2 protein-coding genes are annotated in these 3,024 nt (G+C 45.0%); one reads left to right on the top strand and one right to left on the bottom strand.

The features are described 5' to 3' along the window. Positions 1-1,594: ATP-binding response regulator (locus H735_RS29405; protein WP_020198129.1), on the top strand; the 1,594-nt coding region annotated here is incomplete at its 5' end. A 155-nt stretch (positions 1,595-1,749) separates the two neighbouring features. Here the strand turns inward: H735_RS29405 and cqsA are convergent. Continuing rightward, complete coding sequence (gene cqsA / locus H735_RS29400) at positions 1,750-2,988, bottom strand: alpha-hydroxyketone-type quorum-sensing autoinducer synthase (protein ID WP_227741577.1); 1,239 nt, start codon at positions 2,986-2,988, stop codon at positions 1,750-1,752. Positions 2,989-3,024: the final 36 nt, after the last annotated feature.

Here is a 3,024-nt window from a genome sequence, read left to right as displayed (position 1 = left end):
GCATGTGCCAATCTTCTTGTTTATCTATCTGTTCGGTAACTTGTTCTACTTCAGAAATCAGGTTGAGCACGAAGCAAAAGTATCCTTGGCGAAATCTTTTGGTGCCGGCATTGCACATGAGATGCGAAACCCATTGAGCGGTTTGCTGACTTCTATTGATGTTATTCAATCGGTTCTGCCAAACCCAAAAGAGGGCAAGAAGGTGCAATACACATTAAGCGATGAAGACGTGACACTGTTACGAGAAGTTAGCAGTGACGCGATGAAGATCATCCACTCAGGGAATGAAACCATTGACTTGCTGCTTACTTCAATTGATGAGAACCGTGTATCTCGCTCTACATTCAAAAAACATTCAGCACAAACCGTTGTCGAGAGTGCAATTGAAAGCTTCAGTTACAAACGTTCCACCGACCGTTTTGCGATCTCTTTAGACGTAAGAAGCGAGTTCGATTTCTTGGGCAGCGATACATTGCTTAAGTACGTGATGTACAACTTATTCAAGAATGCGTTCCATCATCGTAGTTCCGAAGATTTCCATATTCACGTCACCATGTATAGCGATGAGTTCACTAACCAAATTGTGGTTACGGATAATGGTTCGGGCATTTCTCCAGATGTACTTCAGAGTATTTTCCAAGATTTTTATACCACGGGTAAATCCGGAAACTACGGTCTTGGTTTGCCTTTCTGTAAGAAAGTGATGCGTTCGTTTGGTGGTGATATCCGTTGTCAATCGGAAGTCGGCGAGTGGTCACAATTTACCATGACGTTCCCAACCATTGGCTCAAACGCAGTCAAAGAGATTAAGAGTGAATTAACGAAGCTAAAAACGATTTTGTTTGTGAGTGAGCAAAACATTTTAGTATCGAAAGTAACTGATATTGCGCGCTTTATGGGATTCGAACTCACGGTACTTGATGTGCCGGCGATGATGAAGAAGAAAGAGTACGAATTCGAGTTTGATTTAATACTGATCGACATGGAAAGCTTAGACGTGCGAGGGAGTCACCTCGATAAAGTTGAATCTTTGCTCTCTTTTACTGAAGCACGAATCGTGTATCTCTTTGAGCACCATCCAATTCAACGCGCAAGAAACGTGTCTTTCGAACCGATTTGGGTAGAAACCCAAGCATGGCTGCTAAACACCAGAGCAACCATCGACCGTCTGCTCTATGATGCAAACTACGTAGTGCCAGTGATGCCGGTGAAACCTCTGGATTCGACAAACAAGCGCACTATTATGGTGGTGGACGACAACGAGTCTTTACGCAAGTTTACGGCTATGTTGCTCGAGAAGCAGGGATTTGACGTGATTCAGAAAGAAGATGGTCAGCAAGCAATCAACGCATTAGACGCGAATGATGTCGATTTGATTTTAATGGACATTGAAATGCCTGTGATGGATGGTGTGGAGGCGTCTCATCGGATTCGAGGTTCAAACAAGGCGTATTCAACGGTGCCTATCATTGCGCATACTGGCGACAGCTCACCGATTACACTAGATAAGATTGGCTCATCGGGGATGTCGGATTTCATCGTGAAACCCGCCGACAAGAACAGACTGTTCGACAAAATTGCTAATTGGATTTAACCCAGCGTTCTTAACCTAGTTGTCTTAACTCCTCGTATTGTTTACCCAGTATCACCACGGGGAAGCAAACGGTCATAATAGAGCTCAGCATAACGCTGAGCTCTTTGTTTTTCGGCAGTCACAAGCTTCCATTCAAACGTGCCGTTTATGATCTGTTAAACAAACTCTAGTTCTGGATGGTTATACGCTTCCTGACAAGCGGTCAGCACATGGTCGATGTCGCGAGACGTCATGTCGGCGTTGATTGAGAATCGAATAATGTTCTTATTCTTTCCCGTTGCCGGGCGACAAAACACAGCGCCAAAGACATTACGTTCTTCCAAGAAGTCACGTACACGCTCGGTATTACGCTCGCTACCGCACTCTAACGCGATAATTTGTGATTCGCTGCGGATACTAAAACCAATCTGCTTAAGGCCCGTTCTGAGCTCTTTAGCGCGATTGAACAACATAGTTCGTTTATCATCGGCGTCTTTAATCACTTCGAGCGTTTTCTCTAGTCGAATGACTTCTTGTGGCAGAACCGTTGAACTAAAAATGGCCGGGAACGCAACGAATGGTAACGTGCGTGCCAGTTTTTCTGGGCCGAGAATCGCTCCTGCTCGATAAGCAAAGGTTTTTGCCAGACTGACAGTAATGAAATCTACTTGATCAGTGAGTTCCAGCGCTTTTACCAAGCCAGAGCCGTTAGGCCCGTGTGTTCCTAACGAGTGGGATTCATCCACCACTAAAGCACAATCAAACTCACGCGCCATTTCGTAGATGTCGTGGAGTGGGGCGATCGTGCCTATCGTGCTATAGACCGAATCTACCACGATGACGCCTGAGCCATGACGCTGGATCTGCTTACGCAAGTGGTTCATGTTGTTGTGCATGAACGGATGCGCTTGTGCTCCCGCGGCCCGAATACCTTCCCACAATGACATATGCGCAAAGAAGTCGATATAAACCGGCGTTTCAGGCGGACAAATGGTCTGCAACAATCCTATATTCGCAGCCCATCCCGACTGGGAAAGCAAGCAACTCCCCATGCCGACGTAATTCGCAAGTTGCGTTTCAAATGCAGGCTTCGAATCATCATCTTGCAAGAAAATCGCAGACATAACGACGTTATCATCATGCTCAGATATCGCATCTCGGTGAGCTTTTTGAATCTGTTGGTTATGAGATAGCGATAAGTAATCGTTACTCTGCATGACCACAGCTTCGGGTTGCGGTCGTTTCCCTAATACCAAGTGCTTTTGGTTCTCGTTCTGTTCAATCAGATCTTGAATATAAAAGTCCAGGCGTTCCTCAACAAAGGAAGGAAGTCGTTTCGTTTTCAGTTTATCACTCATAATAAGTTCTCTTCGTAATACAGAAAAACGCCAGCGCTGACAGTTATATAGTTTGATTAATATGAGTTAGGTGTCATTAGCCAAGTTGCATAA

Origin of the sequence: Vibrio owensii CAIM 1854 = LMG 25443 (genome assembly GCF_000817815.1) — a bacterium.
Taxonomy (GTDB): Bacteria; Pseudomonadota; Gammaproteobacteria; order Enterobacterales; family Vibrionaceae; genus Vibrio; species Vibrio owensii.
The sequence above is the reverse complement of the archived record's forward strand: the minus strand, read 5'-3'. Positions and strand labels throughout refer to the sequence as shown.